This window comes from Pseudochrobactrum sp. sp1633 (assembly GCF_030376605.1).
In the GTDB taxonomy this organism is placed as follows: Bacteria; Pseudomonadota; Alphaproteobacteria; order Rhizobiales; family Rhizobiaceae; genus Pseudochrobactrum.
On record NZ_JARRAE010000001.1, the window covers coordinates 418433 to 442090 of the forward strand.

The 23658-nt window shown below is 51.1% G+C and carries 31 protein-coding genes; 18 read left to right on the forward strand and 13 right to left on the reverse strand.

All coding sequences use genetic code 11. The features are described from left to right. Nucleotides 1-41: 41 nt before the first annotated feature. The 13 genes from P8H26_RS01960 to P8H26_RS02020 form a co-directional block, all read right to left on the reverse strand. On the reverse strand, nucleotides 42-650 hold the full coding sequence (locus P8H26_RS01960; RefSeq protein WP_289631163.1) for a hypothetical protein: 609 nt from the start codon (nucleotides 648-650) through the stop codon (nucleotides 42-44). Between the two features lie 855 nt (nucleotides 651-1505). Then, a complete protein-coding gene (locus tag P8H26_RS01965; RefSeq protein ID WP_289631164.1) occupies nucleotides 1506-2339 on the reverse strand; it encodes a hypothetical protein in 834 nt (277 codons plus the stop codon). Then, nucleotides 2336-2599 (reverse strand): hypothetical protein, encoded by a 264-nt coding sequence (locus P8H26_RS01970; protein WP_289631165.1) that lies wholly within the window; start codon nucleotides 2597-2599, stop codon nucleotides 2336-2338. Before P8H26_RS01970 ends, P8H26_RS01965 begins: the two co-directional genes overlap by 4 nt. After that, nucleotides 2596-2805, reverse strand: a complete 210-nt coding sequence (locus tag P8H26_RS01975) for a hypothetical protein (protein ID WP_289631166.1) — start codon at nucleotides 2803-2805, stop codon at nucleotides 2596-2598. The genes P8H26_RS01970 and P8H26_RS01975 overlap by 4 nt, the downstream gene beginning before the upstream one ends. Then, a complete protein-coding gene (locus P8H26_RS01980; protein ID WP_289631167.1) occupies nucleotides 2802-3044 on the reverse strand; it encodes a helix-turn-helix domain-containing protein in 243 nt (80 codons plus the stop codon). Before P8H26_RS01980 ends, P8H26_RS01975 begins: the two co-directional genes overlap by 4 nt. Nucleotides 3045-3269: 225 nt before the next feature. Then, nucleotides 3270-4502 (reverse strand): site-specific integrase, encoded by a 1233-nt coding sequence (locus P8H26_RS01985; RefSeq protein ID WP_289631168.1) that lies wholly within the window; start codon nucleotides 4500-4502, stop codon nucleotides 3270-3272. A 359-nt stretch (nucleotides 4503-4861) separates the two neighbouring features. Next, on the reverse strand, nucleotides 4862-5950 hold the full coding sequence (locus tag P8H26_RS01990) for a tyrosine-type recombinase/integrase (RefSeq protein ID WP_289631169.1): 1089 nt from the start codon (nucleotides 5948-5950) through the stop codon (nucleotides 4862-4864). Further along, on the reverse strand, nucleotides 5950-6138 hold the full coding sequence (locus tag P8H26_RS01995) for a hypothetical protein (RefSeq protein WP_075655016.1): 189 nt from the start codon (nucleotides 6136-6138) through the stop codon (nucleotides 5950-5952). Before P8H26_RS01995 ends, P8H26_RS01990 begins: the two co-directional genes overlap by 1 nt. Before the next feature lie 2 nt (nucleotides 6139-6140). After that, a complete protein-coding gene (locus P8H26_RS02000; protein ID WP_289631170.1) occupies nucleotides 6141-6914 on the reverse strand; it encodes a DUF5131 family protein in 774 nt (257 codons plus the stop codon). Next, on the reverse strand, nucleotides 6907-7149 hold the full coding sequence (locus P8H26_RS02005; protein ID WP_289631171.1) for a hypothetical protein: 243 nt from the start codon (nucleotides 7147-7149) through the stop codon (nucleotides 6907-6909). Before P8H26_RS02005 ends, P8H26_RS02000 begins: the two co-directional genes overlap by 8 nt. Before the next feature lie 193 nt (nucleotides 7150-7342). Continuing rightward, nucleotides 7343-7549 (reverse strand): helix-turn-helix transcriptional regulator, encoded by a 207-nt coding sequence (locus P8H26_RS02010; RefSeq protein ID WP_289631172.1) that lies wholly within the window; start codon nucleotides 7547-7549, stop codon nucleotides 7343-7345. A 120-nt stretch (nucleotides 7550-7669) separates the two neighbouring features. Then, nucleotides 7670-7888: a hypothetical protein gene (locus P8H26_RS02015; protein ID WP_289631173.1), complete on the reverse strand. Its 219-nt coding sequence runs from the start codon at nucleotides 7886-7888 to the stop codon at nucleotides 7670-7672. 224 nt (nucleotides 7889-8112) lie between these two features. Next, nucleotides 8113-8859, reverse strand: coding sequence for a LexA family transcriptional regulator (locus P8H26_RS02020; RefSeq protein ID WP_245257343.1), 747 nt, complete (start codon nucleotides 8857-8859; stop codon nucleotides 8113-8115). Between the two features lie 391 nt (nucleotides 8860-9250). Here P8H26_RS02020 and P8H26_RS02025 point away from each other — a divergent pair, with 391 nt between their 5' ends. The 18 genes from P8H26_RS02025 to P8H26_RS02110 all read left to right on the forward strand — a co-directional run bounded on the left by P8H26_RS02025 (nucleotide 9251) and on the right by P8H26_RS02110 (nucleotide 23638). Continuing rightward, on the forward strand, nucleotides 9251-9739 hold the full coding sequence (locus P8H26_RS02025; RefSeq protein ID WP_289631174.1) for a phage regulatory CII family protein: 489 nt from the start codon (nucleotides 9251-9253) through the stop codon (nucleotides 9737-9739). A gap of 189 nt (nucleotides 9740-9928) precedes the next feature. Next, nucleotides 9929-10210, forward strand: a complete 282-nt coding sequence (locus P8H26_RS02030; RefSeq protein WP_289631175.1) for a DUF2312 domain-containing protein — start codon at nucleotides 9929-9931, stop codon at nucleotides 10208-10210. Next, nucleotides 10207-10605: a helix-turn-helix domain-containing protein gene (locus P8H26_RS02035; protein WP_289631176.1), complete on the forward strand. Its 399-nt coding sequence runs from the start codon at nucleotides 10207-10209 to the stop codon at nucleotides 10603-10605. The genes P8H26_RS02030 and P8H26_RS02035 overlap by 4 nt, the downstream gene beginning before the upstream one ends. Next, entirely contained in the window at nucleotides 10602-11768 is a 1167-nt protein-coding gene (locus tag P8H26_RS02040) for a helix-turn-helix domain-containing protein (protein WP_289631177.1), read from the forward strand. Before P8H26_RS02035 ends, P8H26_RS02040 begins: the two co-directional genes overlap by 4 nt. Continuing rightward, nucleotides 11765-12415 carry a transcription termination/antitermination NusG family protein gene (locus P8H26_RS02045; RefSeq protein ID WP_289631178.1) on the forward strand — a complete coding sequence of 217 codons (651 nt, stop codon included), beginning with the start codon at nucleotides 11765-11767 and terminating at the stop codon, nucleotides 12413-12415. The genes P8H26_RS02040 and P8H26_RS02045 overlap by 4 nt, the downstream gene beginning before the upstream one ends. A 309-nt stretch (nucleotides 12416-12724) precedes the next feature. Then, nucleotides 12725-13438: a GGDEF domain-containing protein gene (locus P8H26_RS02050; RefSeq protein WP_289631179.1), complete on the forward strand. Its 714-nt coding sequence runs from the start codon at nucleotides 12725-12727 to the stop codon at nucleotides 13436-13438. Nucleotides 13439-13941: 503 nt separating this feature from the next. Then, nucleotides 13942-14730, forward strand: coding sequence for a hypothetical protein (locus tag P8H26_RS02055; protein ID WP_289631180.1), 789 nt, complete (start codon nucleotides 13942-13944; stop codon nucleotides 14728-14730). Nucleotides 14731-14920: 190 nt separating this feature from the next. Further along, nucleotides 14921-15613 carry a hypothetical protein gene (locus P8H26_RS02060; RefSeq protein ID WP_022711871.1) on the forward strand — a complete coding sequence of 231 codons (693 nt, stop codon included), beginning with the start codon at nucleotides 14921-14923 and terminating at the stop codon, nucleotides 15611-15613. Nucleotides 15614-15624: 11 nt separating this feature from the next. After that, complete coding sequence (locus P8H26_RS02065; protein WP_289631181.1) at nucleotides 15625-17655, forward strand: phage terminase large subunit family protein; 2031 nt, start codon at nucleotides 15625-15627, stop codon at nucleotides 17653-17655. An 11-nt stretch (nucleotides 17656-17666) separates the two neighbouring features. Beyond that, nucleotides 17667-17891: a gpW family head-tail joining protein gene (gene gpW / locus P8H26_RS02070; protein ID WP_289631182.1), complete on the forward strand. Its 225-nt coding sequence runs from the start codon at nucleotides 17667-17669 to the stop codon at nucleotides 17889-17891. Continuing rightward, nucleotides 17888-19537, forward strand: coding sequence for a phage portal protein (locus P8H26_RS02075; protein ID WP_289631183.1), 1650 nt, complete (start codon nucleotides 17888-17890; stop codon nucleotides 19535-19537). Before gpW ends, P8H26_RS02075 begins: the two co-directional genes overlap by 4 nt. After that, nucleotides 19534-20424, forward strand: coding sequence for a S49 family peptidase (locus P8H26_RS02080; protein WP_289631184.1), 891 nt, complete (start codon nucleotides 19534-19536; stop codon nucleotides 20422-20424). The genes P8H26_RS02075 and P8H26_RS02080 overlap by 4 nt, the downstream gene beginning before the upstream one ends. A 47-nt stretch (nucleotides 20425-20471) precedes the next feature. Beyond that, entirely contained in the window at nucleotides 20472-20981 is a 510-nt protein-coding gene (locus P8H26_RS02085; RefSeq protein WP_289631185.1) for a hypothetical protein, read from the forward strand. A 41-nt stretch (nucleotides 20982-21022) separates the two neighbouring features. Further along, nucleotides 21023-21376 carry a head decoration protein gene (locus P8H26_RS02090; protein WP_289631186.1) on the forward strand — a complete coding sequence of 118 codons (354 nt, stop codon included), beginning with the start codon at nucleotides 21023-21025 and terminating at the stop codon, nucleotides 21374-21376. A 27-nt stretch (nucleotides 21377-21403) separates the two neighbouring features. Further along, nucleotides 21404-22435: a major capsid protein gene (locus P8H26_RS02095; protein ID WP_289631187.1), complete on the forward strand. Its 1032-nt coding sequence runs from the start codon at nucleotides 21404-21406 to the stop codon at nucleotides 22433-22435. Between the two features lie 26 nt (nucleotides 22436-22461). Beyond that, nucleotides 22462-22833, forward strand: coding sequence for a hypothetical protein (locus tag P8H26_RS02100; RefSeq protein WP_289631188.1), 372 nt, complete (start codon nucleotides 22462-22464; stop codon nucleotides 22831-22833). Then, nucleotides 22830-23171, forward strand: a complete 342-nt coding sequence (locus P8H26_RS02105; protein WP_289631189.1) for a hypothetical protein — start codon at nucleotides 22830-22832, stop codon at nucleotides 23169-23171. Before P8H26_RS02100 ends, P8H26_RS02105 begins: the two co-directional genes overlap by 4 nt. A 2-nt stretch (nucleotides 23172-23173) precedes the next feature. Beyond that, the gene (locus P8H26_RS02110) at nucleotides 23174-23638 is read left to right on the forward strand and encodes a hypothetical protein (RefSeq protein ID WP_289631190.1); all 465 of its coding nucleotides are present in this window, start codon (nucleotides 23174-23176) and stop codon (nucleotides 23636-23638) included. Nucleotides 23639-23658 lie beyond the last annotated feature (20 nt).

Here is a 23658-nt window from a genome sequence, read left to right on the forward strand (position 1 = left end):
TCGAAAATGGCGCCTCTGCATTTCACAGGGCGCCATTTTCGTTATGCCGCTGGGGCTTCGTTCGTGGCCTTTTTCGATCTCCGAGCCCGCGTTTGCTTCGTACCAAATCCAACAGGGCCCGCCGGTGGCGATGCATGTGAATTGAACAGGTGAACTCGTACATCGTCGGCGGTAGCACCACGCCGGATCATGTCGATGGCGACGTTCATCCAAGCGCAGAATGTCGCTTCAGCCCCATCCAGGGCGCGGTTTACAAGCGCTAGGTCCTTTTTCCCTTGGGGCCAAAGCGTATTGATAAGTGCTCGCTCAGTGCTCTGGATTGATTTCCGGCCAGCTAATTCGATGGCTGAAATTGCGTGATGGAATGCCTCAATTGAGATTGCGTCGCCTCGTTCAATCGCGAGTTTTTCCAAAAAGCGTGCATGTTCTGCTTGCTCACGATGCTCACGGCGTTGTCGTGCCGGCGAGTTGGTTTCAGCTTCACGATGAAGGTTATACGCCCTGAGGCTGTCAGCGAGCTTGTACTGGCCGCGCTTTGATCCGCGTACGAGACAACCGGCCTGAGCAAGCTGACGGACACGCGGCTCAGACAAGTCCAGCATTGCAGCAATTTGCGCTGAAGTTACTTGGATTTCATTGAAATCATTCATTTTTTAGCTCCAATGATAATGATAATAGATTTGTTTTGCGTGGCACGAGTGTCACATCACACGGTGCCGCCGACCCGCGGTACCGCCCCTCCCCCCGAAAGAACCTATGCCCTACGGGGGTGCTGTGGCTCATACAGGACCGATGCGGGGTATTGCCCCAGGCTGGGCATTCAAGAATGAAACCAATTCGCGTTGAGCTCTGCGTGCCTCGTGCTCGGTGGTAAACAGCCTTGATGAGGTCAGTTTCCCATTAAGGCGAACTGCCACCAGATGGGCCCCCCATGGCTCACATGGGACTGTCAGGCTTGTGCCGTCGATCTCAACCGCGTGCCCTGTGACTGTCGCGATGATCGTCTGTATGCTGAATGTGGGGCCAAGGGGGGCGGTCATGGCTGCAACCTCTCGCCTTCGGCTCTAGCCTCTGCCTGTCCCTCTATGGGCTCTGATATGGTGCCTGTTTGATTTTCTATGGTGGGTGGCCTTTTTCTCTGAAGGGGTGGCATGTCATTTTCACGGGCTACGAGCTGCATGGCGCAAGCAAATGTTCGGATGATGCTGCATGGCTGGGTCATGATGCACCTCCCGCTGTCTTGCGGTCGAATGACAGGACGCGGCTATGTCCACGGGACAGGCAATCGAGTTCGGTGATCCGCTCATTCAGAGCTGACAGAAAATCATCTGCACGTTTGAAGGCTTCCCATCTCTTCAGTCCTGCTCTGGCGGCTTCTGAGATGATCTGTGTCTCAAGCTGTCGAATACGTTTTGCTCTGTGAGCTGGCCTTATTTTGCGGATCTCGGCAGCCTCTAGACGAATAATAACCTCGTAATCATGCGGGAACATATGAATTATACATTTCATGCGATTGCCTCCATGTGCCTAGAGCCAAGTCCTGGACCATCAGTGCATTGTATAGACCTATCAACCTGCACAACGATAACCGGATGAGTTATATGATTGGATGAAATCCCGCGAAGCGGTGTATTGTTATGTTCTCTGTTAAGTGACTCCCCACAGGAACCTTCAAGGGTTCCTCCCAGGAACCTGTTGCTGTTTTGCAACGCATTAAATTGAGCGGCTTCTTCATTCCATTTATCGATCGGATTAAGCCTGTAAGCGGTGCCTCTAAGTGATCTTCGACTGACATTCACGGCGAGCTTTCGCTGCTCTTCAGGCAGGTTTTTAACTTTGACCGGGCTTAGAGCTCCAATCTCAAATGAGCGACGGAGTGCCTTGCCAAAGTTTGAACCTCGGGAGTATCCAAGCTCTGCAGCAATGCGCTCCTGCGACGGCCATGCATAGCGGTGCTGATGATTTATGTGCGACCAGATACGCAGTGCGGCGATCTTTTCGTGTGCGGTCATTTCTGGATGAATGATAATGCTATCGTGCCATTGCTTGAGCACAGCATAGCCAGAGGCCACCTGTTGCTTCTCAAACTTGCGAACAATCTTGATTATTTGACCTTGATCGAGCCCGGATTGCTCAGCGAAAGTGTTAACATCCCAGCGAAGGAACTGCTCAGCATCAAAACCCGGCTGTTGGAAAAGCTGGTGCAGCTTAGCCTGCGCTAAATCTTGTGGGCTTGCCTGATCAGAGTAGCCCTGATACATTTCGGATTGATTGAACTTGCTATCTGCCTCTGCTCCGGCTGCTACCGGGCAGGGGCGTTTCTTTGCGGTGGCGGTCATATGCGAGCCCCCCGTTTCTTGGCAATGAGGTCATTCAAAAGTTCTTCCGCTTGCCAATCACACAAACCCGGACCCGCGATCAGCGTACCGTATGTGTTGCAGTCTATTGTCCAGCCCCCAGTCGCAAGACGAGTTTTGCTCGCATATAATCCGAGGCGCTGGGCCTTCCGGCGAATGCGCATTTCTGTGGCAACCTGACCGCGCCGGCCTTTCTCGTTGAAGTTCAGCAATGTGGATTTCGAGAGGTGGGGCGTTCTCATCGGGCTTCTCCTTCCGACAACTCGCAGACGCGGCGTTCCATATCGCGAGCGAGCAAGTGAATTCGCTCGGCGTGTTTCGCCGAAATGATGATGACTTGCTGGCCGTTGAGGTCTGAGACGATGCTCAGGTGATCACTCACGAGATTCCCTATAAGCCCGGATACGGTCTTGAGATCTTCTATGCGCTCGACGTGATTGAGGGTCATCGGGCCGCCCTCACTTCACGGGCTGCAGGGTCAACGATGCGACTGCGGGCGAACTCAACAAGCCATTCGCGGCGGTAGAACACGCGACGGCCAATTTTGAGAAACCGGGGGCCTTTGGATTGGGTGCGCCACACGGTTAACGTGCGTGGCACGAGCTTCAAAAGATCTGCTGCTTCTTCTTCGGAGAGAAGGCCGTCTAGATCGTCGAAGTGTTCTGTACTACTATTTGGGGTGTTCATTGTTTAGCATCCTTTAGTTGTTATTCGTGAAGAACCTCGAATAACAACTAAGATGCCTTAAACATGCTGTGACCAACCAGAAGATTCGTAAATATTAGCTTTGGCAAATTTCATATTTGATGAAATTATATTGGTCAGATATTGATTTTATTGAGCATAAATCCTGTGGATAACTTTCGACTTGTATTGCTTATCTAATAACTAAATACGTTGCGTATTGTATTTCTATACGTTTCGTACTTTCCGAGGCTTGCTTGGTGACGTTGTTGCTTGCTTCCGGATAGGTGTTGCACCTTGTTTTTCGACTGCTCCAGCCATTGCTGCGGCCATGCGGTCGCCAACATCCTGCGATGCTTTCGAAGCTGGGGCGTCAGTTAGATGGACATATCTCTGAGTTGTGGCGGCCACGGTGTGCCCGAGCAGAGCGCCAATCATCGGCAGGTTATGACCAGCCAAGGCGGCTTCAGACGCGAACGTGTGACGTGCATCGTATAGCCTCACGTCATCTAGTCCGGCCAATTTGCGAACATCACCCCAAGAGTTTGTGAGGCGGGCCATTGGCTTGTTTTTGTCACGACCAGCGAAGACGAACTTGCCAAACCGCGGCATGGCGGTCATCACCGTCCAAGCGGCGAGATTTGTATAAAGGATCCTCTGTCGATTTGCCTTAGAGTCCGGCAGGACGACACGTTGCCGGTCATGGTCTAGGTGCGTCCATTCGATGGCGGTGATCTCGGCAGGGCGGGCACCGGTCAGAATGGCGAAGCGCAATGCCCCAGCTATCCAGACGGATATTTTTTGGTCGCCCTCAGCCTTTTGGATGGCGACAAAGACACGCTCCAGCTCTTGGGGCGACATAATCCTCTCGCGTTGGGTCTCTCGGTAACGCTTAATACCTGCGGTGATACCTGAGTGATCATTGAACGCACAGATTGTGCTCAGCGTGGTCAGGTAATAGTTCGCCCTGCGCTTGGTCGCGGACATGGCTGCATGAAGCTCCAGGGCGTCGGCTTTGCTGATGCTCTCCAGAGATCGGCCTGTGAAACGTTCTTTCAGAGCATCCGATATTTTTTCGTAATCTCGGATCGTCAGAGGTTTCAGTTTTGTGCGGACATGCAGATTGAGCCAACGCTCGACAGCGTCGGCAAAACTGAGGGGTGGGGTTGCTTCCGGCTCTTCGGAGCGGATCTCCCGCCGTGGGTCACTACCTTGACTCATATCGAGCAGGAGCTTACGGGCCTCGTCTCGAGCTTTCAGAACTGAGATATCAGGGAACCGGCCAATGGTGACGCGAAGCCCTTTTCCGGCTACCCGACGTTGGGCAATGAAAATCTTAGAGCCTGATTTCGTCGTCCGGATGCCGAACCCCTTCACGAGGTCGTCAAAAATGATTCTGTCTTTGCCGTCTATCGGCAGATCCTTGACAAACTCGGCTGTCAGTCGAACTTGAGTCCCCACGTCCTTTGCACCTCCATTGAGTCACCAGGAATACATTTTGAATGTGTTTTTCATAAAGGTGCAAGGAACTTTGGTCAATCTAAATGCTTGCAAATAAAGGGTTTCAGTGTAGTCCCGAACCCTCCCTAATAGCCCCCTTGGAGCCTGCAAATCCTTGCACCCCGGTTCGATTCCGGGCGAGGCCTCCATCTAAATTCTAAGCATTTGTTATATATGATTTATTTTGCTTAAATCCCTTACTAATGAACGAGGTGAGGGCAAAGTGCGTATATAATCTCTGAATTTCTATCATGAAAAACAATGAAATAAAAAAGCCAGCTAGAGAATTAGCTGGCATTTATGGTTGTAAAATTCCATTTTTAATCGGCTTGTTTTTTATTTTTTCTTCTTGAGCGGGTGAGAGCGATTTCACTCTCAATCTGGTCTGCAACGCGTCTGGAGTTTTTAATGCCTAGGCGCACTCTGTCTGCGCCTTTGGTGTAAAGTTCTGCCTGTTTAACATTTGACCAGCCATATTGTGCCATTAGCTCATGTGTGGCTGCACCGGCTTCTGCAGATAGAGTTGCAGAAAGTTTGCGCAACCCGTGTGCGCTTTTCTTGATGCCGGCATCATTACATCTGTCTCTGAACCAGTTTCCAAAACTGGCAACTTCAAATGCATTACCAGCTTCACTGATGAGGAATGTGTTGATTCCGGTTTCAGTAACGGAAATCACATCCAGCAACGCCTTAGGAAACTCTACGGTAATCTGGGAACCGGTTTTTTGAGTTTTAATGCTGAAAATATTGCCGCGCATGTGCTGGCGGCCAGCGCGCACAACGTCAGATCGACGCAATCCGGTATGCAGTAACAATTCTACCGCAAGACGAGCTTTGGTCCCTACTGGCCATCGATCATAGAACTGTAGCAGATCTTCCATTGTCCAGGGCGCGAAACCAACGGTTTTGTATTTTAACGGCAATACGCCTGCAGTTGGATCAATGGTCACATAATCATTTTGGAGTGCCCAGCTGAAGAGACCTCGCATTGCTTTCAGGAAGTGATTAGCTTGGGCAGGCGTGTCAGCTCGTGCTTCAAGAGCCATAACCATCGAGCGGCGGTCAATTGCTGTGTAGCGGGTATTATTGGAGCGTTTGATTGCCTCAATAAAAATGTTCTCTCGTTGGCGCTGTGTTGCAATCGAAAATGCTCTCCATGTGGAACTTTCACGATACCGGTCAATAAGCCATCGCAAGCTATAGGGCTGGGTAGGAATACCACGCGGGGCTTCTTCGATTTTATAGCCCATTACAGCTTGCTTGTAGCCTTCTTTGAATTCCCGTGAGTTCACATCATCGGGCAGACGCACGCGTAAACCTTTCCCGATCCGGTAAAAATATTTCACTTTGCCGTGTCTGCTCACTTCACGCACAACATGAGGTGGGAGTTTACGTCTCAGTTTGGTCATTACAGCCGCACTATATTTTTATGTTCAATCAAATGAGGATAGGTATCTGTGAGTGGTGCAGGTTGCACTGATAAAGAGCCGTCAGCTTCTAGGCGCACACTCACGCCCTGCTCTTTGGCAATGATCGCTGCACTGCGGATTTGCGCGCGGGTGTAACGCATTTTCTCTCTTTCGGCTTTGTGATCCATGCTTACTCACCTCCCTGTGCCAAAGCGGCACGCATTCCCGGCCATTGTCTGATTAATAGATCGGCCGGTATCTCCGCTTTTCGTGACATTTGCTTCATGAAGAACGACCGGTTAAGGCTGGCGCATTGATGCTTCAGCGATCGAAACCATTCCGGATTCGCGTATCGCGCTTTATGAGCGCCCTGATCTGTTTCTCCACCGGTGATAATCCAGTCCGGCGCGTGCGCATCCAGTCGTATAGGACTGAGCAGGGGTTCGAAGCTGCCAAAGGTGAATACAGGCTCCCGCCGCTCCTTTACCTCCTTAAGCTTCCAGTTATCCCGATCGTATTCCTCTTGGTTCGCAATGGTCGCGCCGATCGCCACATTATTCGGCAGAAGAGGGTTGCCGCGCATTGGATCTGTCATTTTGATAACATTGCCAATGCGCTTAGTCAGCAGCAGCCACGTAAGGTTCGGTGTTGCCTCGATCAGCTTAAACAGATCTCGCCGCCAAAGGTCATCAACTTCATTGTCGAACACATCGGCAAGTGATGCGCAAAACACGAATGACGCGCCGGTTAGGCCAGATGCTGCTTTGTCCCATGCCAAAGGCTTGCGCCAATTGCTTTCGCTGGTGCGTCGCCTGTCTTCGCCGGCACCCCATTCAACACGACCGAGACGATTTGCCATGAGGTTTTCAGCATAGCAGCCGTCACATGCAGGGGAAACTTTGGTACAACCAATCCACGGATTGAACGTGTGATCAGTCCATTCGATTCTACTGTTTTCAGCCATTACCATAATCTCCTTGCGCCAAGGCTGTGCGGCCTGAGAGGCTTAATACACATGGATACTGGTTAAGCGTGTCGTTACGCTGCCCCCATGTAGCCAAACCCATTGCAATTAAACGTCCAACAACCTGAGGGCTTGCGACATTTATACGCCATGCTGCATACCCATGATTTGCGCGGTAGACCTCACCGTTATCGATCAGTAAAAGCGTTTCCTTCTGTGCGATTGTCAGTTTCACTTGCCTGCCTCCAATAGTGCTGCATGGCCTGTGAATAGCTGGGAGAGAGCTGTTTTTGCGGCCTTATAAACGGACAAAATCAAATATTTGTAGCAAGATTGGCGGTGATGAATCGCGCTGGAACGCGATCCATCACCTCTCATTCCTTCATGGAAACAGCACAAAGGAACGGTCTGAATGAATAGAAATCTTGTCATGGCCGCACTAACTCAAACAGGTCGTTTGGCTGGCAGTTTAATATCTGGCATAATGTAGCCATCTGCTTGTAGGAAATGGATTTGGACTTGCCATTTATGAGCAAGGAGACATTTGGCTCCGTGATATTGAGCAGTGGTGCCAATTGGCGGCCGCGGATGCCTGCTTGAGCCATACGAGCTTTGATATTGACCTTAATTTGCATGCAAGTTCTCCTTCTGCCGGAGGGTGCGGCAGTTGTGGCAGTGTCAGATTGTTGGGGTGGCTTAGTCAGGTTCGGTTCTGCAATTCAGAATAATCTGAATGATTGCCGTTTCTAAGTCGCTCACATCACCGTTTTAACTGAGCGCTTGCGGGCAAGGTTGGCGGCTTTGAGGCCGTAACGGGAAATGTCGCCCATATTGTAGCCACGTCCGCGCAAGTTCTCCGGTGTTACGGCTTCACCTGCAGCGTCCATATCCTGCATAGTCGCGGCCATACCAGAGACGATGCACAATTCTTGAATTGATGGTGCCGGAGCAGGGCGGGTTTCATAAATGATCATGATTATAACCTCTGGTGATCATAGCTTTGATTTTGTAGCCGTTTTGAAATGGCAAACAGAATGCTAGATACAGAGATAGAGGTAAAATTACCGCTAGTCAATCGTATACGGTAAAAAAACCTCTTTTAGTGTGTGATGATGAGATGAAAAATATCACTCTGAACTTGCTGCTTTATGCAGCATAGTTCAGTTGCTTATAAATTATTACAATTGATGTTGAATGATTACATGTCGATAATTGATCGACGAACGCGACCTATAACGGTGATGGTGCCGTCTAGCTTTGGTGCAGGAATATCTTTGTAAGATGCCGGTTGGAATGGTGGATCATCATTGGGGCGATAACGCTTATATGTAGCTTGCCCTGTTTCGTCAGTGATAACGTAGCATCCGTTTGTAACCAGTCTTTTGTCGGCGCGATTTACAAGAATGATTGAGTCAGGTGGGGATATCTTGTTCATAGATGGCCCATCAACACGCAGAGCAATCCAATCCCCCTCCGGAAGGTCGGCGGTTGCGACTGTTGGATAGCCGTTGAAGTCCTCAACCCCGTCTTGGTGGCCTAATTCACCAGCGCTTACCCATGATATGAGCGGCACATAGTTTAATATCGATTGTTTAACTTCATGGATTGCTTCTTCTGGTTCAGTTCCATCAAGAAGCCATGCCGGTGTTGTTTGAAGGATGGGTGCTAAGGCAGCAATGGTGCCTGTGGATACGCCCTTGCGTCCGTTGTTGGCTTTTACTGCGCGCTGAATATTGCGAATTGCATCCCGGCTCAGCCCTGCCTTTAAAGAGGCGGCTGTGGCTGATAAATTTACTTTATCAAGGCGGATTTGAATTCGATCAATGACATCATTTAGCATAATGCGGTAATATGACCGCTTTTGATGGGTTTTGTTAGCGGTATTAATACCATTGACATAAGCGGTAAAATAACCGCTTATGTCCGTATGTTGAAAATCACTCATCTATTAGACCTTGCTGACAGATATCAGGCTGTTGAGTTTTGTGCTGACAAAACTCTCAGTAATCGACTGTTTAGTGATACCAAAAAACTCTCAGCCCTTAGAAATGGGGCTGATATTACTGTTTCTCGTTTCAATGACGCAGTTCTGTGGTTTTCCCATAACTGGCCGGATAAGGCGGCATGGCCTGATAATATCATGCGTCCTTGTACTGATGAGGTGGTGCAATGATCGCTTTGCCTCACAGAGCACGACTGCATTGCAGTTGTCACCGAAAATCACACAATAGTTTTTTCCCTTATCTCTGCCGGTACCTCCCACGGCAGATGCTGGCCTGTCTTCGTGCTTTGGCTCCCGTGAGCGCGAAGACTGGTCTTTTTTATGAGGTTCTGTCATGGTGAAAATTCGCCCCACAACTGAGCAAGATCGGCAGGCTCTCAAGGCTGCTGTACGTCGATTGCTGCCGATGGCTGGCGGTGTTTCTGCTTTTGAAAAGGTGACGCGGGTCAATGCTTCGGCGCTTTCGCGTTATGGTGCGCCGGATGAGGCGATCAACCATATGCCGATTGATGTGGCTATGGATTTAATGCTCGACACGCGCTCGAACGGTATTGTTTCCATTATGGCCGCACAGCTTGGCTATAAACTGGTGTCGCTTGGCAATCAGAATTTCGGCAACACCTTGCCGGATATCGGGGATATGTCCCGCCTGAGTAAGTCTGTATCTGATGTGATGCAGGAATACGCGCAGGCGATTGCAGACGGTTCAATCACGCCCCGTGAAAAGCAGCAAATTGACATTGAAATTGAGGAAGCCGTGCAAATGCTTCGAGCATTTCAACGGAAGGTTGATGGCGCGCTTTCAAAAGGCGGTGACGCATGATGTGCCACTTTCGCTTCCACGGCTCCGAACCGTTTGTTTCCCACTCTCGATATGGTGCGGCCAAATCTAAAGCTGTGCTGGAAAAATTTCCTAATAATGCTGACCGGCTGGCGCGGCTGACCATAGAAGGACGTTTGCCGCGGCTTTGTCTCGTGCCGGTTCGTTCCGATAAAAAGCGGAGGCAAGATCATGACTGACGATGTTGGAGAAGACAGCTCGCAGACCATCGCAGTGGGGCAACTTCGTGCTTTTATTGAACGAATTGAGCGTCTTGAGGAAGAAAAGAAAACTGTCGGTGATGATATCAAAGAGGTTTTTGCCGAACTGAAAGGCTCCGGCTTCGACACGAAGGCTGTACGCACGATCATCCGGTTACGCAAAAAAGAGGATCATGAGCGGCAGGAAGAGGAGGCCATGGTGCAGCTCTATGCTGATGCGCTTGGCATGCCTTTGTTTCGGGGGCTGCTATGAATTTCAATCCTGCAGTTATTGCGATGCGCAATGCGACAGCCGTCAAATTCGAGCGGTTTATTGCTTCAATTGTAAATGACGCGGCCCTCATTGCACAAATGCCAGGCGATAAGGGTTATAGGCCGCGTCTTGATAAGATTGCGCACCGGTTCTGCCGTGTGTTCAACGTAAGCTTAACGGAAGTCCGTTCTCAACGCCGTGATAGTGAAGTCTCTATGGCACGGCAGGCCATCTATTATTGGGCTTGGCGCCTGACCGAGCTTTCATCCTCCCAGATCGGCCGTCGCATGGGCAATCGTGATCACACCACGGTTTTGTATGGGATTAGAACCTACCGGCGCAAACGGGCTGCTATGGGGCGGAATTTGCGCGAGCTGCGGAGGGCTGCACAATGAGCATTGCAGTCATGTCGCGTCTTTTCAAGGCACAGATCGGTTCTCCAAGCCGCAAGATACTTGCGATCCGGCTAGGTGACTTCGCTGATGATGAGGGGCGCGGAATTTGGCCGACTGTTGGCCGGTTGGCAAACGAAACTGAGCTGTCAGAGCGTACCGTGCAGCGCCTTCTGAAAGAGTTTGTTGATGAGGGTCTGTTGATCGTGGTCGCTGAGGGCGGCGGTCGCCCCGGACAGGCCACACGATACGACTTTGATATGATGAAATTGGAAGCTCTTGTGAGGGGTAAAACTGTGTCTGACGGGTGTCACCATGTCACGGGTGACACCACGACACCCGTGACACTGGATGCAGAGACGGGTGACATTGACGACATAGACGGGTGTCACCATGTCACCCAAACCGTAATAGAACCATTAAATAAACCATCACTTGAGAGAGGGCGCGCAAGCGAACTTGAAAACAAGGAAATCCGTAAGGCAAACGAACGGGCTTTCAAAAAAGCTTACCGGCAATGGCCAACATTCGTGACGGATAGTGAGCCAAAGGCGTTCAAAGCATGGATGCGTCTGAGCGCCGATGAGCAACAGCAGGCTTTTGAGGAATTAGGCCGCTATCTTGAGGCTTCCAAGGTTTCTGGTCGGAGCAAGTTTTGTACGTTTGCGGTTTATCTCAGCGAAAAGCGTTGGGAAAAGCTTCCAGCACCAGCGCAAGTTGCTGCAAATGCTCCGGCTCAGGTTCAAGCTGCGCCTTTCGGCAAAATGTGGGCTGCACGGGTTTATGAGCTTTTACTTGCCGGTGCTACGCATGTCGGTCAGCTGACAGCTTTGGAGCGGAAGATGGTTGAGGCTGGTCAATTCACGGTTGAGTATCTGTTGGCCGATAAGCATGTGAAGCTTGGTTTCCCAGCAGTGAATGATTTGTTTGAACGGGCTTCAAACCGCCGTGGCGATCTTGTTCCTGCTTATTTGCAGCCGGTGGCTGGGCGCATGGTTGCGATGAAGGTTGGTGGCGATCTGTGGCAGGCGTGGATTGATGCTCATGCTGCGCGTGGCTGGCCTTGGCTGCCTAACACCGGAACGCTGGAATATGTCTACCTGCCGGAAGGCGGTCCCGATGCATTGAATGAATTACAGGCTCTGTTGCGAGGAATTGAAAAATGATGATGCCAAATAACAGACCATTTGAGGAAGCGCGTATCTTGGAAACAGCACGACAGCTCGATGAGCGCGATCCAGATCGTATCAAAATACGGATGCAAGAGAAATTTTTGGCTATTGCTGCCGGTAATGAGCAGTCTGAAAAACAATGGTTTGTTCTCAAAACTGCGAACAAACAAGAGAAAGCTGTTAGTAAATCGGTGAGTAACTTTGGAATTGAGACATGGTTGCCTTTGAAAAAAGCCTTGCAGCCACGTCGATATACCCGTCCTGCAAAGGAGATTGAGGTGCCAGTATTTGGCGGATATCTCTTTGTTAAAGCTGTTCCGTGTGCTGAAAGTTGGGTAGGCCTGTCGCGTATTGATGGTGCTATTTCTGTTGTGTTTGGCCAATGTGGCGCTTTGGTTGTTAGCGATAAATATATGAATGATCTCAAATGTTTGAATGACGTTGGTTCATTTAATGATTTAAGGAATTTCCCACGTTACAAAAACGGTGAACGCGTATCGTTTCCGGTTGGCTCTGCAGGTGTTTTTGAGGGCGTCATAGAAGGCTATGTCGGGGCAAGAGCAGCCCGTGTTCTTGCCTTCATATTTGGTCAAGAGCGGACAATAGAAGTGCCTCTTGCCAATTTGATCAAATCGGCATAGCCATAGTCGCAGAGACGACTGTGGACTGTGGAGCGTAGTGCTTCCGATACCCTGTAGCAGCCTATATGGCAGAGCTCGGCACAGACCTCGGAGAAGCTACCGGAAGACCGGCAACCGCTTCTCCCCAAGTGCGAAGCTATGAGGAAATTTCGAGCCCTAAGAAATTACTAAAACTGCATCATACCTGAGTTGTGGATTATATTCGTATGATGCACAAATGTTGGTGTTTCTGAAATCCATATCGGTAAAACTGCATGGCGGATTAAAAAGCTAGATTGCAGTTTTTTTAATAAGATATGATCCCGGAAGGTGGGGCGGTTGTTATCGAAGTTTGTGTTGAAACGAACGGCAATAGTCGCAGTATTTGCAGCGGCTATTTCAATATCATTTTCAACTGGTATTCGAATAATCACGGGAACAGAGTCCGATTTAATAACGGTCTTTGTTAGATTGACGCTACCATTTCTGATCGCAATACCGATTGGTATTTATTGGTTTTCTCGTCTGGAAAAACTGGAACTCTCTTATCGTAGCGCCATCCGCAGAGCCAATGAGCTTACGCGCATCGCGAGTGTGGACCCTTTAACCGGTATCCTTAACCGCCGTAGTTTTATCGAGCAGTTTAATGCAGCAAGTGCCGCGGGTGTTCGAGGCTGGTTTATGTTAGCTGATATTGATTATCTGAAAGTGATAAATGACAAATATGGTCACCTTGTTGGTGATGATGCTGTTGTTTCTGTCGCTCAGGCAATGGTCAACGTATTGCCGACAGATAGTTTGATTGCGCGTATTGGTGGGGATGAGTTTTGCGCTTTCATACCAAAGGCTTCATGTGCTGATGTTGATGATGCAATTGAGCAGATGAATGCGAAAGCGCATGATGAGTTTCAGCAGCGACAGACTGGTATTACGCATGTTTTATCGCTTTCTGTTGGATATATGCCATTAAAATCTAATCAGAAATTCAAAGATATTATGTCTCTTGCTGATGAGCGAATGTATCGCAAGAAAAGAGCAAGATAGCGGCTCTATGGCAGGCACAAACCAGATAATGAAGGTGCTTAGTGATGGGTGCTGCTGGCTGGGGCAAGGGCGTGACTCTTCCCTAAAAGTTAAAGGAAAGCTGATTAGGATGTGAGCGAAAATGCGCACATACATATTCTAACTTTCCATATCGCTTACGAACATAAGCCCGAACGGCGACTAACTTGCGTTTCAACTTTGTTTCCATTGTATTCACACTCCGGTACAGACGGGGTCGAGCTCGTCACTCAAGCCACGTTCTAGTCGTGACCTTGCCCCACGGAAGTACAATAGAAATTGCCGACCGGATTATTTTCCCCGCCAGCAGCATCTTTCACTAATCATGCGAATATTATTCCGTCAAATGCGTATGAATTAATGTAGTGCGCGGTAAAATGCGTGCGGACCATGAGTGTTGAGATTCATGCACATTTCAACATGCGCGAATATTTGGCGGTCAGGACTGAGTATTGCTGATCTCTCTTTCACTGGAATAATTGACCATGCTGAATGTCACCTCATTATTGAGTGGACCATTGTTATCTGATGGTCCATCCGTGTTCATGAGTTTTGACACGAAGGGGTGGGAGCAGGAGCTTGACCGGTTCGAGCAGGAAGTAGTTCCAAAGGCAACGATCAGTGCATTGAACAGAACCGCGGCAGTTGGTCGATTGGCTGTGCAGGATGAGATGGAGGCTAAGCTTGATCGAGTGACACCTTTTGCAAAACGGGGTGTTGCCTATGAGCAGGCAAGTAGTTCTAGTCTTTCAGCAGCTGTTATCATTGCAGGAAAGTCATGGGCTAAGAATTCAACGCCGCCTGCTAATTTTCTGACGCCGCAATTTTTCGGTGGTCAGCGCAATCTCAAATCCTTTGAGCGCCAGCTGATCTCCGCAGGGCATATGGACAAGGGGCTTTATGCCGTTCCTTCAAAGGATTGTCCTCTTGATCAGTATGGCAATGTTCGCGTGGCATTGATTGTACGCATTCTGGCTGATTTGCAAATTGCTGAACGTACTGTTGGTTATAATCGTAAGCGAACGGCAGCTTCAACCAGGCGCAATGCGCGATACAAGAATGCTCGCTTCTTTGTGCCAGAGCGCGGATCACATTTGCATCCGGGGGTATGGCAGCGAAACCCCATGGATAAGTTAATAAAACCCATGCTGCTCTTTGTTCGTATGCGCTCCTATGTTCAAACCGTTAACTTCCATGAGACAGTAAAGCGCGTGGCAGAAGAACGTTTCGCCCGATACTTCGCGGAAGAGGTCGGCAAGCGAAGCCACCGATAGTTGGTCAGTCGATATGGATCATTTCTAACATTTCGGGTCCTTCCTGACGCACCTTGCCTGCGGGTATTTCGCACCGCGGGTTTTGGTCAGTCTGAGCGTGAAATCAAAGCCTAAAGTCGAAGGCTAAAGAACTAAAGTCAGGCACTAAACTCAGAGGATTAAATATCCGGCTGTATTCTCAGGAAAAGTTATGACGGCCATCCAGTCAGATCAGACGATGAGCAAGGGCGAGTTTGCCAAGCTGATCAATGTCTCTGCCGGACGAATATCTCAATATATTGCGTCCGGCCAGATTGGACCGGATGCTTTGCAAGGCGAAGGACGAAGCGCCCGTATTGTAGTGGAACGCGCCAAGCGCCACTTGAGCGGGCGCCTTGATGTCTCACAGCGTGTAGGCATTAATGGTCTAGGCACGCGAATATCTGTTTCACCGGTACCACGCGCTGCAGTCGAACAAACGGATGCACCTTTACTGCAGAATGCAGAAAAGCGGCCACCGGAAGTGTTTCAGACACCAAGTGATCTGGTTGCTGACCAGATAGCCCGCGAAAAGCTTGAACAAGCCAAAATGCAGACAGCGCGTGCCAAACGCGAAGAAGCATTAGCATCTGGCCGGTTCATGTTGGCGGATGAAGCCAGATCAGAAATCACGCGATCAGTGGCGATGGCTTACCGTGTGATGGAGGGCGGGCTGGCTGATATGGCAACGCATCTGGCCGGCCAGTTTGAACTACCACAACGCGACATCCTACATCACCTGCAGCAAGCTTTCCGCAAAGTACGTGAGCGAGCAGCACAGGGTTTCATAGAGCAACAGGCTTCAGAGCCGGAAAACGTGATTGATCCTGATTTATTTGAAAGTGAGGATCAACACCCAGACTGAATGGTTGGTACATGACACTGCTTTGCAATCCGGCATGGCTGACATATTCCATTCTGGCACAGGAGACGATGCCACCGCCACCGGTTGATTATCTAGCTTGGGCAAAACAGAATATTGTCTTTTCTGATCGTATCACACAGTTTCCTGGTCCCTATAATGAAACGCTGTTTCCGTTCTTCTCGGAGATATTGAAAGCTATTTCACCGGAAGACCCGTGCCGGATTGTGACTATTGCCAAATCGGCACAGGTCGGCGGCACGGTGCTGGCGAATATCTTCACGCTCGGCACTATGGATATGGATCCGTGCGATTTTCTGTATGTGCATCCGACAGAGGAAAATGCCTCTCGTTGGTCGAAACAGAAGCTGATGCCGCTGATCCGCGAAACTACGTCTTTGACGGCACTGTTTCCTGAGAAAAGCCGCGAGGGTGGTAATTCCATCCACTATAAGGAGCGTGCAGACGGGCGCGGGGCTATTCAGGCAGCGGGTGCCAATTCACCTTCCGGCTTGTCGATGATCTCACCGCGTAAGCAGGTGCAGGATGATCTGTCGAAATGGCAAAACAATGAGGCAGGTGATCCGGAAAGTCAGGCAGAGAGCCGGTCAAAAGCATTCATCGCGGCGAAGATCCTGAAAATCTCAACGCCGCTGATTGCGCCGGGCTGCCGTATCAGCTCCAACTTTGAGCAGGGCACGCAGGAGCGTTACCATGTGCCGTGTCCGCATTGTTTGGAGTTGCAACCGCTCGAATGGGAGCAGATGCGTGATCACATTGATCCGGAGCATCCTGAGAAAGCGTGTTTTTACTGCGTTAAATGTGGCGGCGAAATCAAGGAGCATCATCGCGCATGGATGGTAGCAAGAGAGAATGGTGCCAAATGGATTGCTAAATATCCGGAACGAGCACGCTATCATCGCTCATTCCATATCTGGGTTGCCTATTCGCCGTTGGAAAGTTGGGAGGCGCTGGCGCGTGCCTATCTCAATGTGCAGCGCGGCGGTCCCGATGATAAAGGCAAGAAGGCCGGTGCTGAGCAGGTATTTTTCAATGACTGGCTCGGCCAACCCTTTGAGACTGACGGGGAATCTATTGGCTGGGAAGTGTTGCGCGATAGGGCAGCGCAAACTGGCCTGCCGCGTGGAATTATCCCATCAAAGGCACTGATCCTGACAATTGGCATAGACGTGCAGGGGGATCGTGTTGAATGGCTGCTGGTTGGTTATGGCAAGAACCGTTACCGCGTGGTGATAGATCGCGGGACATTTGACGATAATACCGGTCGTAATCTACCGGGTTTTACAGCGCATTCCGGCCATATCTCCGAGCCTGCAGTGCAACAGGCATTGTCGCAACTGGTTAAACGTGAATGGCTGGATTGTTGGGGTAACCGGCGCAAAGTCGATCTGACCGCGATTGATGGTAATGCCTATACCGAAGATGTCTGGGAGTGGGCGCGGCGTCATCCGATCACGGATGTGATTATGGTGCGTGGTGATAATCGCGAAGCCGCTCCAATGCTGGCGCAAGTTAAAAAAGAGAAAGACAAAAAAGGTAGGCCGCTCAAATACTCACGGCGCTTTTTTAACTTCAATGCTTCGGTGATGAAAGCAGCTCTTTATCGCTCATTCCGCAAGGAAGATCCGGGCCAGACTGGCTATATCGATTTTGTGCATGGTCTGGGGGATGACTTCTTTGAACAGGCAACATCCGAGATACGTGTTCAGCGCCGTGGCCGGTCTGGCCATCCTTATTATGAATGGGATTTGCCAGCTGGAAAACGCAATGAGGCGTTGGATATGCTCAACCAGTCTTTGGCCGCGACCCTACGCTTAGGGATCAATTACTGGACTGAGGATGAATGGGACGCATTGGCGGAACGTCTTTCACAAGAACCGCCACCGGCACAGCTTGATCTGGAAGATCAGCTTTTACGCCAGCCTCAGGTGCCGGCACCCAAAACTGCAGATGAACAGAAACAATCGCCATTGGTAAAAGCGGCCATCGCTCGTGCAATGGCGCGTGCCAGCCGCCGCGGCTGATCGGAAACAACATGACAGACAGAAGCATTTTATTGGCACGTCTCACGGAAGCAGAGACGGCGCTGCATAAACTCATGGTTGGCAAAGCATCAGTACAGCTTAGCTATCAGGGGGAAAGTGTGACTTTCACCACAGCAGATGAAGGGCGGTTGCGGCTTTATATTGGTGAGCTACGGACACAGCTGGGGATTGCCAGTGCAGCACGTGCCCGCTCGCGCCGTGTGGTGTTTCTATGAGCGAACCGGTTATTCTGGACGCTCACGGCGCTCCAATGCCACCGGAGGTGCGTGTTGCAGCCCGCAGACGTTACGCGATGAATGCGGCAGCTTATAGCGCTGCCGGTTCGGATCATTCGTCTATGGCTGGTTGGCGACCTGGTACATATTCCGGACAAGCTGCACTCACATTGTCGCGCGATGTTGTTATTGATCGTGTCAATGATGCGGTGCGCAATAACGGTTGGGCATCGGCTGGTGTGTCCCGTCTCGTGGATACAGTGATCGGTTCCGGATGGCGCTTATCCAGTCAACCAAATGCCAGAACTCTGAATTTGAGTGCTGATGAGGCAGATGAGATTGGCGACCAGATCGAGGGGCTATGGTCGGATGTGGCGACCGATCCCGGTAATTGGTTTGATGCAGAACGCACAAAATCTATTGCGGGATTGCTGGGACTGGCCGCACGCCACCGCTTCTCGGATGGTGAGGCCTTCGCAGTTTTGCCATTTCGGATGGGTGCCAATGGTTACGGCACATGCGTACATGTGATTGATCCGGCGCGTATCTCCAATCCGAAAGGGGCGATGGATAGCGAGTTTCTGCGTGATGGTGTTGAGCTTGATGCCTATGGCGCGCCGCTGGCCTATCATGTGCGCCGCACACATCCCGGCGATATCACCAGACCGATGCATGATATGTTTATCTGGGATCGCGTGGAGCGCGAAACCGAATGGGGCAGGCCGGTCTCGGTGCATGCCTTTGAGGCCAGCCGCGCCGGTATGACGCGCGGTGTCAGCCCTTGGGCATCCGTGTTGCAGCAGCTCAAGCAAGTCTCTGATTACAATGATTATGAGCTGCAGGCAGCATCACTCAATGCGGTAATGGCGGCTTTCATCAAAACGCCGCTGGATATGGATCAGCTGGCTGATAGTTTCAGTGCCGGTGATAGTGGCAAATCGATTAACGCATTTTTTGATGCGCAGGCAGCGGCACAAGGTGCAGCATATAAGGCTGATCCGATCCGGTTGAAAGGTGCGCAGCTCAATTTCCTCAATCCGGGTGAGGATGTGGTTTTTACCAAATCCGAACATCCGAACGCTGCCTTTGAGGTATTCGTCAATGCAGCACTGCGTAATATCGCGTCATCCATTGGCCTGACCTATGAGCAGCTGACCATGGACTGGTCAAAGGTTAATTATTCCAGTGCGCGTGCGGCACTTCTGGAAATCTGGCGCGGGCTGACTGCACGCAAAACCAGCTTTGCTCATAGCTTTATGCAGCCAATTTATATGGCCTGGCTTGAAGAAGTGTTCGACCAAGGTCGGATCAAACTACCGTCACATGCTGTTTCCTTTGAGGCCAATCCGATCGGATGGGCAAGGGCAGCTTGGATCGGTTCCGGTCGTGGTTGGGTTGATCCGGAGAAAGAAGCGCGTGCCGCGGCTATTCGTTTGGCTACTGGCCTTTCAACGCAGGAATCAGAGTCCGCCGAACAGGGACGCGATTGGAAGGAAGACATGCTGCAACGTGCCCGTGAACAGCGCTTTGCCGCCAAGCACGGTGTCACTTCCGGTGAGGTGGCAAGTACCGGTGTGGTGTCACGCTTCGGTAGTGAGACACCGAAAGATGAACCGGAAGAAACCAATAAGGATCAGAGCAAATGACATTTGCAATGCCGGAAATTGCGGCGCGTTTGTTCGATACGCCGCTGATGCTGCATGAGGCCAAAGCCAATATTATCGCTCGCGCTTTCGGACCGCGTGTGTTGGGGCAGAATGTTGCGATGGCAGACACACCGGAAATGGGTGTGTTGTCAGAGAATATGCGGGAACTGCGCGACGGTTGGACGGGCGAGAAAATCTATAGTGGCCCCAAAATGGTTGGCAATGTTGCAGTCATTGAGGTGGAAGGGTCCCTCGTCAATAAGGGCTCATGGGTGGGGAAAACCTCCGGCATGACCTCTTATGAAGGGTTGAATATCCAGATCGCTGATTGTCTTGCCCGTGATGATATCAGGGCTGTTGTCTTTGAGTTTGACAGTTTCGGTGGTGAAGTGGACGGATGTTTCGCCTGTGCCGAGGAGCTTTATGCACTTTCACAGGAAAAGCCGACGATTGCCATTCTCACCGATCATGCGTGTTCTGCCGCATATCTCCTTGCGGCAGCCTGTCGCCAGATCGTCATCCCTACCACCGGTTATATCGGCTCGATTGGTGTCATCACCATGCATGTCGATGCATCCGGCTGGGCAAAAAATCAGGGGCTTGCAGTTACCATTCTACGTGCCGGTGAAAAAAAAGCCCGTCCCGGCATGTTCGAGACGATGAGCGAGGAAGAATATTCCGAAGCCGTCAATGATCTTGAAGCGATGCGTAGTTTATTTGCAGAAACCGTATCGCGTTATCGTGGTTCACGTCTCTCGGTAGAGGCCGCACTTGCCACGCAAGCGGATACGTTTCGTGGGCAGGCGGCAGTTGATCTTGGTCTTGCCGATGCGGTGGGCCGCCCCAAACAAGTCTTCGAGGCATTTCTTGCCGCGATGAGTGCCTGATCTCTCCCCTTTAAAAACTCTCAACATTATCAAAAAGGAACACGCTGATGTCGCTTGCAAGCGCTATCCGCGCGGCTGTTGGTGGCCGCAATACACGCAAACGCCTCGAAGAGGATAAGCTGGAAGAACTGGAAGACGATCAGCAGCCGGATGAGGCTGAGGATGATCCGGAAAATCCCGACGCGGAAACCGATCCTGATCCGGATGCTGAGGAAGAGGAGCCCGTTGCCGATGATGAAGAAAAGCCCGGCGATTATGCCCGTGGCCGCAAGGCTGAGCGTAGTCGCATGTCGGCAATCTTAGGCTCGGCTAAAGCGGAACAGAACCCGTCACTGGCAGCTCATTTGGCGTTCAATACCAATATGTCGGCCAAACAGGCTGTCGCCACATTGGCGGCTTCCGGCTCCTCCCGTGCAGTGTCCAGCCTGTCTGGCCGTATGCAGGGTCGTGTACCGGCGCTTGGTAATGGTGGTGCTGCCCCTAAAGCCGGTAGTGCTGATGAGCGCCTGGTGGCACATGCCAAAGCGCGTTCCGCGTCACGTAAACCGCAGCGTTAAGCTCGGTAATTCTGTTCCCTTAACTTTTCAGGAGTGTCGCTATGCGCACTGAAACTTATATTCCCGGCGATTTGCTCGTCGGTGATTTTCCCGTTGCTGTCCGTGTTGTGACTATTGCAGGCGGGCAGGGTGTTCTCAAACGTGGCACAGTGCTGGGTGAGGCCAGTGGCAAATTCCTGGTCTCAGCCTCTGCATCCTCGGATGGTTCCGAAGTGCCAAGCATGGTGCTGGCTATCGATGTCGATACCACTGCCGGTGATGTGATCACGGATGCCTATGCATCCGGTAATTTTGATGCGGCCAAACTGATCTACGGGGCAGGCCATACGGCAGCGAGTGTCGAAAGCGCATGGCGCAAAGCTTCTGCTCCGCTCTTCCTGCACAAACTCGCCTGATCCGGCGCTCATTTAAGGAAATCTCAAATGGATTTATTTAGCACAGCCGCGCTGTTGACGGTGATTGAATCCCGCGACCGGCCAACAGCCTTTATCCGCGATACATTTTTCCCGAACGGTTTTCAGTCCGATGCGGAAGAAATCGCCTTTGATAAACTGAAACGCCGCCGCAATGTTGCACCATTCGTATCACCTTTGGTGCCGGGCAAAGAACGCGCCATTCGTGGCCGCCAGACCTCAACATTTACGCCTGCCTATGTGAAGCCGAAAAACACAATTCGCCCGGGTGAAGGCTTCCGTCGTCGTCCCGGCGAGCCGCTCAACGGCAATATGTCTGCGGAAGATCGCTACCTGCAGACTGTCACCGATATTCTGGCCGATCAGGATGATGAGGTGACACGCCGTGAAGAAGTGATGGCGGCAGAGGCACTGCGCACGGGCAAGATCATCGTCAGCGGTGAAGACTATGAAACCCAGATAGTTGATTATAATCGGCCAGCAAATCACACGCTTGCTCTGACCGGTGCGGATCGCTGGGGCGAGGCGGGCGTATCCATCCGCAAATCTATCCGCTCATGGGCGACACGTGTTGCCACCACATCGGGCGGGGCAGCCACAGAAGTGATCCTTGGGGCCGAGGCGGCAGAATTGCTGCAGAGCGATCCTGAAATTCGTGAAATTCTGGATAACCGCCGCCAGATGGGCGGTGAAATGCAATTCGGCCCTGTTGCTGCCGGTTCTGAGGATATGGTGGCGATTTATCTTGGCACTGTCGGGCAGTTCAACTTCTGGCAATATACCCAGCTGTTTGAAGATGATCAGGGAAACAATCTTGAACTGTGGCCAAGTTTCGGCGTTGGTGTGGTTGCTCCAAGCCAGTTCCAGGGCTTTATGGCGCATGGTGCCATTCAGGATGTGGCAGCGCAGATGAGGCCGTTGTCTCGCTTCCCGAAAATGTGGAATGTCGAAGATCCGTCGGCAACCTTCCTGATGACACAGAGTGCGCCACTGCCGGTACCAGGTGATGCGTCTGCATCGCTCTTTGCCATGGTTCGCTAACCACTTAATTTGAGAGGAATGAAACTATGGCGAAAGTCAAAACAGTACGACAAGCCTATGCGGCAACGCTGACCATTGCTGGTAAAGACGTGCCGCCTGGTACCGCAGTCACCCTGCCACAGGAGGAAGCGGATAAAATCGCCGCTTTGTTTGGCACTGTGCCGGAGGATCGATCTCTACCGAAGCTACAGGAAGTGACAAAACCTCCCGCGCCGGTAAAGACTACTGATCTGGATGCGCTGAATGCGGAACTTGAAGCGGCTCAGCTTGTCTATGACAATACCAAGGAAGCGCTTGCAGAGCCGGATGCCGGTGATGAGCAGCTCGCGGCTTTTGAAGCAGCGGAAGAGCGCCTGAATGCTGCGGAAGCGGCATTGGAAAAGGCGGGCGGCGAATGAGCCGTCCTGCCATTTTCTCCGATATGGCCGATGCTTTTGTCTCTGGTCTAGGCAATGTCGAAGCCAGTGTCACTATCAAGGGTAGTCCTGTCCCGTTGACCGGTATTTTGCGAAAAGTTCGGGAGACAGATTTGCTCGACATCGAGGGCATGGGTTTGGAAGGAGTGAGCTATAGCTTTGCTGCTTCCGGCACACCGTTCGATGGTGTTCGCCAGTCTGACACGATCACGATCATTCGTAGTGATGATGCGCAGGATATCGGCAAGGTTTTTCTGGTGGCCGGTCATATTGATGATGGGCGAGCGATGAAACGCCTGCTTCTGCATGAGGATGAATAATCATGGTGCATCTTCGACAAATGATCCTTGATAAGATCAGAGAGCAGCTCCAGCCGGTCGCAGCACAATATCTGGGCATTGTTACACCAATACGCTCAACGGCAGTGCCGGAGGAGGATTTGCCCTCCTTCACAGTGCTCTACACCAGTGACCAGACAACGCCTGATGGTGTGGTCTATGATGATGTCACCCGGCAAGAACTGACGAGGCTCAATCATCGGCTTGCTGTTAATGTGGTCATTCATTTTAAAGGTCGCAAAGATCCGTCTGCAGAGTTTGATCTTTTGGCTGCGGCTGTTGAGAGCGCATTGCCTCCATCAGATTTGGGCGGATTGGTCATTGATATGATTTTGTCTGCCACAGATCATTTTATCGATGCCGGTACGGCGCAGAGTCTTGGTGCGGGACGCATGGTGTTTGATGTGAGTTACCGCACATATGCAGGCTATCCCAACAGACGAGCCTGATCGCAGACCATTCATTCCAT

What these genes read in the sequence shown, in the direction of transcription:
- P8H26_RS01960 (WP_289631163.1), bottom strand. Translation starts at nt 650, where the DNA reads ATGAATGATTTCAATGAAATCCAAGTAACTTCAGCGCAAATTGCTGCA.
- P8H26_RS01965 (WP_289631164.1), bottom strand. Translation starts at nt 2,339, where the DNA reads ATGACCGCCACCGCAAAGAAACGCCCCTGCCCGGTAGCAGCCGGAGCA.
- P8H26_RS01970 (WP_289631165.1), bottom strand. Translation starts at nt 2,599, where the DNA reads ATGAGAACGCCCCACCTCTCGAAATCCACATTGCTGAACTTCAACGAG.
- P8H26_RS01975 (WP_289631166.1), bottom strand. Translation starts at nt 2,805, where the DNA reads ATGACCCTCAATCACGTCGAGCGCATAGAAGATCTCAAGACCGTATCC.
- P8H26_RS01980 (WP_289631167.1), bottom strand. Translation starts at nt 3,044, where the DNA reads ATGAACACCCCAAATAGTAGTACAGAACACTTCGACGATCTAGACGGC.
- P8H26_RS01990 (WP_289631169.1), bottom strand. Translation starts at nt 5,950, where the DNA reads ATGACCAAACTGAGACGTAAACTCCCACCTCATGTTGTGCGTGAAGTG.
- P8H26_RS01995 (WP_075655016.1), bottom strand. Translation starts at nt 6,138, where the DNA reads ATGGATCACAAAGCCGAAAGAGAGAAAATGCGTTACACCCGCGCGCAA.
- P8H26_RS02000 (WP_289631170.1), bottom strand. Translation starts at nt 6,914, where the DNA reads ATGGCTGAAAACAGTAGAATCGAATGGACTGATCACACGTTCAATCCG.
- P8H26_RS02010 (WP_289631172.1), bottom strand. Translation starts at nt 7,549, where the DNA reads ATGCAAATTAAGGTCAATATCAAAGCTCGTATGGCTCAAGCAGGCATC.
- P8H26_RS02015 (WP_289631173.1), bottom strand. Translation starts at nt 7,888, where the DNA reads ATGATCATTTATGAAACCCGCCCTGCTCCGGCACCATCAATTCAAGAA.
- P8H26_RS02020 (WP_245257343.1), bottom strand. Translation starts at nt 8,859, where the DNA reads ATGAGTGATTTTCAACATACGGACATAAGCGGTTATTTTACCGCTTAT.
- P8H26_RS02025 (WP_289631174.1), top strand. Translation starts at nt 9,251, where the DNA reads ATGGTGAAAATTCGCCCCACAACTGAGCAAGATCGGCAGGCTCTCAAG.
- P8H26_RS02030 (WP_289631175.1), top strand. Translation starts at nt 9,929, where the DNA reads ATGACTGACGATGTTGGAGAAGACAGCTCGCAGACCATCGCAGTGGGG.
- P8H26_RS02035 (WP_289631176.1), top strand. Translation starts at nt 10,207, where the DNA reads ATGAATTTCAATCCTGCAGTTATTGCGATGCGCAATGCGACAGCCGTC.
- P8H26_RS02040 (WP_289631177.1), top strand. Translation starts at nt 10,602, where the DNA reads ATGAGCATTGCAGTCATGTCGCGTCTTTTCAAGGCACAGATCGGTTCT.
- P8H26_RS02045 (WP_289631178.1), top strand. Translation starts at nt 11,765, where the DNA reads ATGATGATGCCAAATAACAGACCATTTGAGGAAGCGCGTATCTTGGAA.
- P8H26_RS02055 (WP_289631180.1), top strand. Translation starts at nt 13,942, where the DNA reads ATGCTGAATGTCACCTCATTATTGAGTGGACCATTGTTATCTGATGGT.
- P8H26_RS02060 (WP_022711871.1), top strand. Translation starts at nt 14,921, where the DNA reads ATGACGGCCATCCAGTCAGATCAGACGATGAGCAAGGGCGAGTTTGCC.
- P8H26_RS02065 (WP_289631181.1), top strand. Translation starts at nt 15,625, where the DNA reads ATGACACTGCTTTGCAATCCGGCATGGCTGACATATTCCATTCTGGCA.
- gpW (WP_289631182.1), top strand. Translation starts at nt 17,667, where the DNA reads ATGACAGACAGAAGCATTTTATTGGCACGTCTCACGGAAGCAGAGACG.
- P8H26_RS02075 (WP_289631183.1), top strand. Translation starts at nt 17,888, where the DNA reads ATGAGCGAACCGGTTATTCTGGACGCTCACGGCGCTCCAATGCCACCG.
- P8H26_RS02080 (WP_289631184.1), top strand. Translation starts at nt 19,534, where the DNA reads ATGACATTTGCAATGCCGGAAATTGCGGCGCGTTTGTTCGATACGCCG.
- P8H26_RS02085 (WP_289631185.1), top strand. Translation starts at nt 20,472, where the DNA reads ATGTCGCTTGCAAGCGCTATCCGCGCGGCTGTTGGTGGCCGCAATACA.
- P8H26_RS02090 (WP_289631186.1), top strand. Translation starts at nt 21,023, where the DNA reads ATGCGCACTGAAACTTATATTCCCGGCGATTTGCTCGTCGGTGATTTT.
- P8H26_RS02095 (WP_289631187.1), top strand. Translation starts at nt 21,404, where the DNA reads ATGGATTTATTTAGCACAGCCGCGCTGTTGACGGTGATTGAATCCCGC.
- P8H26_RS02100 (WP_289631188.1), top strand. Translation starts at nt 22,462, where the DNA reads ATGGCGAAAGTCAAAACAGTACGACAAGCCTATGCGGCAACGCTGACC.
- P8H26_RS02105 (WP_289631189.1), top strand. Translation starts at nt 22,830, where the DNA reads ATGAGCCGTCCTGCCATTTTCTCCGATATGGCCGATGCTTTTGTCTCT.
- P8H26_RS02110 (WP_289631190.1), top strand. Translation starts at nt 23,174, where the DNA reads ATGGTGCATCTTCGACAAATGATCCTTGATAAGATCAGAGAGCAGCTC.